Consider the following 7,500-nt stretch of genomic DNA (forward strand, 5'->3'; position numbering starts at 1 on the left):
CATTCTTATGGTTGCTGCGGGTTTTTGCAAACACACATTATTTGCGGTGCCGTGCTGCGCTTTTCTTTGGCTGCTGAATGCGGATTGGCGGCTTGCGCTCCGAGGCGGTATAGCAGGCGGCGCGGCCGCAATTGGCGGTCTCGTTATATGTTCGGCATTTTACGGACCCGCATTCTTCGAACAATTAACGATGCCCCGAATCATGCACGCTCATCGTTTGGTAGCTGGTTTCGGACGACTGCAATGGATCATCCCGGCTTTCATTATATGGGCAGTTTGGGCGTGGGATAGGCGGAGGACAGAGCAGGCTCGATTCACAGTCCTCTTCGTTATTTTTGGGATATTTGATCATGCTTTGCAACAACTTGGAGACGGAATAGATGATAACTCTCAATTTGAACTAATAGCCGCACTTGCGGTAGGTATTGGTCTTGCTTTTGAGTTTGCAACTCCAAACCAGCGCCTCCGTCTTTCGGCGATGACGAACAGAGCAATACTGTTAATAATTCTGATAGTCAGGCTTTTGCTGAATAGTCGAATCGAACCGTACTTACTCATTGCGAGCGAGCAATTTCGTAAAATTGGGCCTGACTCGGCAGCCATTGTACAAAGGGAAGTCAGGAGAATTTCCGAAATCCATGGTGACGTATCGTGCTCGATCATGACGGTATGCCATTTCGCAGGAAAGCGATTTGCGTTCGATGGTTTCGCTATCGGTCAGCGTAACGCTCTTGCGGGCGTCTCCTTGCCGCTTGAGAAAACACCCGGTGCGGAACAAATTCATTTCGAAAGCATCGATCCGAACGCAAGCATGAAGCCATTTGAGAATGCTGCTCGCTTCCGATAACGAGTTGGGCTAAAGGGTTCTGATCTCCCGTATAATTGAGCTGCACCCGGTTCTGTTGACACCGGCTTAAACTAATCCGGCCTGACCTGAGCCCCAAGCTTCATCCAGCGATGGGAAGAATTCTTTGATCATTGAAGTGCTCCCCAAAACTAGGCCAGCCGGAGCTGGAATTTTCCGGGGTTATGAAGTGCTCCCCAAAACTAGGCCAGCCGGAGCTGGAATTTTCCGGGGTTAGGCTCATGCCGGCGGGGGCGCCGATGAGCCATTCAACAGCGATATCGGCGCCTTGTTACCGATCGCGCTATGTGGCCGGACTTCGTTGTAGTCTCTACGCCAATCCTCCATTTTCTGCCGTGCGTCGTCAAGGCTCAGTAACCAGTGCGTGTTCAGGCATTCGCTTCTGAACTTGCCGTTGAAGGATTCGATGAAGCTGTTGTCCGTCGGCTTGCCTGGCCGCGAGAAGTCCAGCACGACGCCCTTCTGATAAGCCCAGATATCGAGATCGCGAGAGATGAACTCTGATCCCTGGTCGACACGGATGGTTTTCGGATAGCCAACGGTCTTGCAGATGCGCTCTAGGGTGACCACGACATCCTCGCCACGATAACTGAAACGCGGATCGACGGCTGGCGAGAAGCGGCTAAAGGTATCGACGATCGTCAGCACGCGGATCTTGCGGCCCGTGGCGAGCTGGTCGTGCACGAAGTCCATTGCCCAGGTCTCGTTGACCTGGACAGCATCTGTTCGATCCTCACGCAGCTTGGCCTTCACGCGACGCTTCGGCGTTTTGTTGCGCAATTGCAGGCTCAACTCCCTATAAAGACGGTAGACACGCTTGACGTTGACGTCCCAGCCCTCACGCAGCAGTAGGACATGGACCCGGCGATAGCCGTATCTCACCCGCGTCTCGCAGATCTCCCTGATCCGGTGTTTGAGAGCGGCCTGGTCGCCACGCTTCGACTTGTAGCCGTAAAGTGCGCGATCGATCCGGAGCGTCGAACAGGCCCGCCTGATCGAGACCTTCCAGTCGCCGCACACCCTGTCGACAAGCTCGCGCTTGCGGTCAGGCCTCAGAGTTTTTTTGAGAGCACATCCTGCAGCATGGCCTTGTCCAGCGACAGGTCAGCTACGATCCGCTTCAGCTTGCCATTCTCTTCCTCCAGCTGACGCAAGCGCTTCATCTCCGAGGGCATCAGGCCTGCATACTTCTTCCGCCAGTTGTAAAAAGTAGCCTCGCTGATCCCGGCCTTGCGGCAGACCTCCGCGACTGCCGAGCCATCTTCCGCCTGCTTCAAAACGAATACGATCTGCGCTTCTGAAAACTTCGATGCCTTCATGGAACTCTCCTCGTCCCCGTCAGGGGATCATAAATGGAAAATTCCAGGTCAAACTGGCCTAATTTGGTGGGGGCACGTCAGACGATAAGTGGAATTCCTGCCTGAAGGCGGCAATAATCGCCGCGCACAGGAGAGACCATGAGCAGGCGACCGCGCCGGAATCACACACCGGGCTTCAAGGCGAAGGTGGGATTGGCGGCCATCAAGGGCGATCGCACGATCACCCAGCTTGCCGAGCATTTCGACGTTCACCCCAATCAGATCACGACCTGGAGGGCGCAGTTCGAGAACGCCGCCTCCGGGGTGTTCGGGCCGGGAGGCACGGCGCCGGCGGAACCCGCCGTCGATGTCAGATCGCTGCATGCCAAGATCGGCGAGCTGACACTGGAAAATGATTTTTTAGAAGGCACGCTCACCAAGGCAGGATTGCTGAGCGCAAGACGATGATCGACCGTGAGCACGATCTGTCGATCACAAGACAGGCGAAGGTTTTGCAGATCAGCCGCCGCAGCATGTATTACCTGCCGCGTCCGGTGCCGGATGCCGACCTTGCGATCATGCGGCTTCTGGATCGGCTGCATCTGGAGTTTCCCTTCGCCGGTTCGCGGATGTTGCGCGGCCTGCTGGCTGCCGAGGGATGCAAGATCGGCCGCCGGCAGGTAAAGAAGCTTATGCGACGGATGGGGATCGAGGCGCTGTACCGGCGTCCGCGTACCACCCGGCCGGAGCCGGGCCACAAGATCTAACCATATCTGCTGCGCGGAATGGAGATCACACGGCCAGACCGGGGCTGGGTGACGGACATTACCTACATTTCGATGGCGCGCGGCTTCGTCTACCTCGCCGCGGTGCTCGACTGGGCGACCCGCCGGGTGCTGTCATGGAGGCTGCGTTCTGCGTCGAGACGCTGCAGGACGCTTTGGCGCGCCACGGCAAGCCGGAGATTTGCAATACCGACCAGGGTTCGCAGTTCACCGGCCCGGCCTTCACCGGAGTGCTTGCCGACAACAGCATCGCGATCAGCATGGACGGCAACGGCGCCTGGCGGGACAACGTGTTCGTCGAGCGGTTGTGGCGAAGCATCAAATACTAGGAGGTCTACCTGCGGACCTACGACAGCGTCAGCTAAGCGCGACAATCGATCGGCCGGCATCTGGATTTTTACAACGGCCGAAAGCCGCATTCGAGTCTTGACGGCCGGACTCCTGATCAGGCCTACTTCAACCCGCTGCCTATCCGCATGGCAGCCTAACTCCGGCAGAAGCTCCGCTTATCGACGCGGAGATTCTGTTCAGACAACCGGGACCACCTCAGGCAACAAGCCCTGTCCGTTATTCCACATCGACAAAACGCTGCCGGGCGGAGCAGGCGGTCTTACCGATATTTCCGAAATGATCTTCCGCGCAGCGCTGAAGCCTTCTCGTTGATCGGCGATAATCGCAACGATTGAAACCTCATCGTCGCGCAGATTTATCTGGCGATACTCAACTTTCGCAACATGGTTTGCTAGCAGCGGATTGATACCGGAAAGCCTCGGGATAGCTTGTTTTCCAGGGGCCTGACAGATTTTAACCTGGAACTATCATTGGCTGGTCCTGCACGATCTGGTCGAGCGCATAACCGAGCAGGACATCGTCGCGCAGATTTTTGAGCCGGGCCCACGCTTCTACCTTCTACCGCTTCAAGAAGACGCGCTACATGCCGGCCGAATTTTCCGGCGCCATTTATCGCCTCGGCCACGGCATGGTGCGCGATAAAGATAGCCACAACCGTATCTCCACGGCCGGAGCGGAAGGCGGCGTCGCAGAACTTAAGCAGTTTTTTCAGTTCACCGGCCTGCACGATGGCATTGTCGATGACTTCCCCAATCCTCCGCATGGTCTTCACGTTCCGACGTTGCCGGGCAAATGGATCATCGACTGGCGTCGCTACCACAAAGTGCTTTTGACGAATCCGGCCGGAGTGCCGCTCAACCCCTCACGCAAGATCGACCCGTTCGTGTTACCCGCTGCATCCGTTGCCAGGAGAGTGAGCCTTCCGTTCCGCAACCTCAAGCGCGGCGCGCGCTTCGGTCTGCGTTCGGGGCAGGATGTCACCAGGGAGATGAAGATCCAGGATGCCTTGACGCTGCAAGAGATCACGAAGGGCGCGGATGGCGCTGCTGCCAACAAGCATCATCGGCATACCAACACACCGCTCTCGGACTACCTCCTCAAGGAGGCGGAGCAGCGCGGCAATGGCGGGAAGCTCGGCCCGGTCGGGGGGACGCTCCTGGCCGAAGTCTTCCTCGGGCTTGTCCATGGGGAGCATCGGTCCTGCCTGTGGCAGAGGGGCAAGAACTGGAAGCCGATCCTGCCTTCGAAGGCGCCGGACAGTTTTACCATGGCAGACCTGTTGCGCCCTGTGGGGGACATCAGTCCGATCGACGGAGTATCGCTCGTGTAGCCGCGCCACACCGGCTGAAATCAGGGGTAATGCCCGCTCGCAAGCGGCGTTGCGCGGTTTTGCAGCGGTGTGCATCGCCAGGATCCGCAAATACCGTTCCGGATGGTCAAATAGCTGCCAGGCAGACGGCCTCCGTGCCGGCTTCCGAGTATCGTGGGTGTTTAAGGCGGTCCAACGGACCCGCGGCGAGGAGCTCCATCGAGCGATCGACGCGACCTCAAGCGAAAAAAAACAAAATCATAAATCGCCGAATGCGCCGATAGTACCGCCTGAGATTGTACGACCCCTCGCAGGTACTCCAGGACGCTTGTCCATTCGTCGGTAAAACAAGTGTTTTGCGTATCGTTCCACAGGCTGACCGCCGCATGACGTTTTTCTGACGACGGACGTTGACAGATCAGAGTGCCAGCGCCTATAAACCGGCCACTGAGCGCGGCGGCGGCGGGGCCCAACGGCCCGGACCACTTGCTTGTGTTTAGAAGCTCCTCATCATGAAGAGTGAAGCAACAACCGCTCAAAATCGGTTGCTGATTTGCTGTCGCGGTGAGGTGTCGGTTCGCTGGAAACAGTGGCTGACAATCTTCTTCCAGGAAGATTTGCTGGTGTTGTTCTTCGGAAGGGCGCCGCGAATTATTCTGAAAAAGAGGGTTGCTTCCTTCCTCTGGAAGTTCTAAAGGTTCGCTCCCTTCGGGGCGCTGGTGTTCTTCGGAACACAGCCTGATGGCTTTCAAAGTGGAAGATCAGTTCGAAATTTCTCCCTTACGGGGAGGGCGATGCTTCGCGCATCGGGTTGTTTGACAAGTTTAGATGAAGAAAGAGAAACGTGGACGGCGGAGTCCTTGCGGGTCTTGATCAGGAAGCATTCGACGCAAGTTGGTGTTTTGGGATTGAGGCCGGACGAAAGACTTCGGCGGTACACGTTTTGATACAAAGGTTACACCATCGTTGTTTGCGCTGTGAAGCGCGGACGGCAGGTTGATCGAGCTTCGGCTTGATTGACCAAGTATGGTGGGACCTCGTCAATACGATGTGATCAGCCGGTTCAAAGTTCAAGTCCAACTTGAGAGTTTGATCCTGGCTCAGAGCGAACGCTGGCGGCAGGCTTAACACATGCAAGTCGAACGGGCATAGCAATATGTCAGTGGCAGACGGGTGAGTAACGCGTGGGAACATACCTCTTGGTTCGGAACAACACAGGGAAACTTGTGCTAATACCGGATAAGCCCTTACGGGGAAAGATTTATCGCCGAGAGATTGGCCCGCGTCTGATTAGCTAGTTGGTGTGGTAAAGGCGCACCAAGGCGACGATCAGTAGCTGGTCTGAGAGGATGATCAGCCACATTGGGACTGAGACACGGCCCAAACTCCTACGGGAGGCAGCAGTGGGGAATATTGGACAATGGGCGCAAGCCTGATCCAGCCATGCCGCGTGAGTGATGAAGGCCTTAGGGTTGTAAAGCTCTTTTGTACGGGAAGATAATGACGGTACCGTAAGAATAAGCCCCGGCTAACTTCGTGCCAGCAGCCGCGGTAATACGAAGGGGGCTAGCGTTGCTCGGAATCACTGGGCGTAAAGGGTGCGTAGGCGGGTTTTTAAGTCAGAGGTGAAATCCTGGAGCTCAACTCCAGAACTGCCTTTGATACTGAAAGTCTTGAGTATGGGAGAGGTGAGTGGAACTGCGAGTGTAGAGGTGAAATTCGTAGATATTCGCAAGAACACCAGTGGCGAAGGCGGCTCACTGGCCCATTACTGACGCTGAGGCACGAAAGCGTGGGGAGCAAACAGGATTAGATACCCTGGTAGTCCACGCCGTAAACGATGAATGCCAGCCGTTAGTGGGTTTACTCACTAGTGGCGCAGCTAACGCTTTAAGCATTCCGCCTGGGGAGTACGGTCGCAAGATTAAAACTCAAAGGAATTGACGGGGGCCCGCACAAGCGGTGGAGCATGTGGTTTAATTCGACGCAACGCGCAGAACCTTACCAGCCCTTGACATGTCTATGATCGGTACCAGAGATGGAACCTTCCCTTCGGGGCATAGAGCACAGGTGCTGCATGGCTGTCGTCAGCTCGTGTCGTGAGATGTTGGGTTAAGTCCCGCAACGAGCGCAACCCCCGTCCTTAGTTGCTACCATTTAGTTGAGCACTCTAGGGAGACTGCCGGTGATAAGCCGCGAGGAAGGTGGGGATGACGTCAAGTCCTCATGGCCCTTACGGGCTGGGCTACACACGTGCTACAATGGCGGTGACAATGGGACGCTAAGGGGCAACCCCTCGCAAATCTCAAAAAGCCGTCTCAGTTCGGATTGGGCTCTGCAACTCGAGCCCATGAAGTTGGAATCGCTAGTAATCGTGGATCAGCATGCCACGGTGAATACGTTCCCGGGCCTTGTACACACCGCCCGTCACACCATGGGAGTTGGTTCTACCTGAAGGCAGTGCGCTAACCGCAAGGGGGCAGCTGACCACGGTAGGGTCAGCGACTGGGGTGAAGTCGTAACAAGGTAGCCGTAGGGGAACCTGCGGCTGGATCACCTCCTTTCTAAGGATGGATCTTCAGTGACTTGTCACTATCGATCCTCTTTTGAAACATCAGTGGCCAACAATCTCGGTTGTTAGGCTGCATAGGCGGGACACCGCCGTCTTCGTTTCTCTTTCTTCGCGGACGAACACACGCTGGGGCGTGCTTGTGACGTTCTCAGCTGATGCCGAAAGGTGTCGATTGGGAATTCCGAGTATATGCCCTTTAGTAGTTAGGGCTTGTAGCTCAGTTGGTTAGAGCGCGCGCTTGATAAGCGTGAGGTCGGAAGTTCAAGTCTTCCCAGGCCCACCACGTTTTGCCTTTGCGCGAGACGAGATGACGTTCAATC

7 protein-coding genes, 1 tRNA gene and 1 rRNA gene (1 of these 9 cut by a window edge) are annotated in these 7,500 nt (G+C 56.2%); 8 read left to right on the forward strand and 1 reads right to left on the reverse strand.

Going from position 1 to position 7,500, the window contains the following annotated elements; translation table 11 throughout:
- Positions 1 to 847, forward strand: partial view of a hypothetical protein gene (locus FIU28_RS04045; RefSeq protein WP_143571798.1) — the 3' portion only. 566 nt of this gene lie to the left of the window's left edge; the window shows 847 of its 1,413 coding nt (coding positions 567-1,413); the start codon falls outside the window, past its left edge; the stop codon is at positions 845 to 847.
- A gap of 237 nt (positions 848 to 1,084) precedes the next feature.
- Here FIU28_RS04045 and FIU28_RS04050 read toward each other — a convergent pair.
- Positions 1,085 to 2,184 (reverse strand): IS3 family transposase gene (locus FIU28_RS04050; RefSeq protein ID WP_441351275.1). Its coding sequence is split into 2 segments (ribosomal slippage): positions 1,085 to 1,920 and positions 1,920 to 2,184, totalling 1,101 coding nucleotides; the frame shifts between segments, so codons are not numbered across the junction.
- Between the two features lie 138 nt (positions 2,185 to 2,322).
- Here FIU28_RS04050 and FIU28_RS27265 point away from each other — a divergent pair.
- The 7 genes from FIU28_RS27265 to FIU28_RS04075 all read left to right on the forward strand — a co-directional run bounded on the left by FIU28_RS27265 (position 2,323) and on the right by FIU28_RS04075 (position 7,463).
- Positions 2,323 to 2,631, forward strand: a complete 309-nt coding sequence (locus FIU28_RS27265; RefSeq protein ID WP_368039331.1) for a transposase — start codon at positions 2,323 to 2,325, stop codon at positions 2,629 to 2,631.
- The gene (locus tag FIU28_RS27270; protein ID WP_368039332.1) at positions 2,628 to 2,930 is read left to right on the forward strand and encodes an IS3 family transposase; all 303 of its coding nucleotides are present in this window, start codon (positions 2,628 to 2,630) and stop codon (positions 2,928 to 2,930) included. Before FIU28_RS27265 ends, FIU28_RS27270 begins: the two co-directional genes overlap by 4 nt.
- Before the next feature lie 72 nt (positions 2,931 to 3,002).
- Positions 3,003 to 3,611 carry a hypothetical protein gene (locus tag FIU28_RS27275; protein ID WP_368039347.1) on the forward strand — a complete coding sequence of 203 codons (609 nt, stop codon included), beginning with the start codon at positions 3,003 to 3,005 and terminating at the stop codon, positions 3,609 to 3,611.
- A 271-nt stretch (positions 3,612 to 3,882) separates the two neighbouring features.
- Positions 3,883 to 4,629 carry a hypothetical protein gene (locus FIU28_RS04060; RefSeq protein ID WP_143571800.1) on the forward strand — a complete coding sequence of 249 codons (747 nt, stop codon included), beginning with the start codon at positions 3,883 to 3,885 and terminating at the stop codon, positions 4,627 to 4,629.
- 491 nt (positions 4,630 to 5,120) lie between these two features.
- Positions 5,121 to 5,303: a hypothetical protein gene (locus FIU28_RS04065; protein ID WP_143571801.1), complete on the forward strand. Its 183-nt coding sequence runs from the start codon at positions 5,121 to 5,123 to the stop codon at positions 5,301 to 5,303.
- Between the two features lie 382 nt (positions 5,304 to 5,685).
- Positions 5,686 to 7,172 (forward strand): 16S ribosomal RNA (locus tag FIU28_RS04070).
- A gap of 214 nt (positions 7,173 to 7,386) precedes the next feature.
- Positions 7,387 to 7,463: transfer RNA gene (locus FIU28_RS04075), tRNA-Ile, on the forward strand.
- The last annotated feature ends 37 nt before the right edge of the window (positions 7,464 to 7,500 follow it).

This window comes from Tardiphaga sp. vice154 (assembly GCF_007018645.1).
GTDB lineage: Bacteria > Pseudomonadota > Alphaproteobacteria > Rhizobiales > Xanthobacteraceae > Tardiphaga.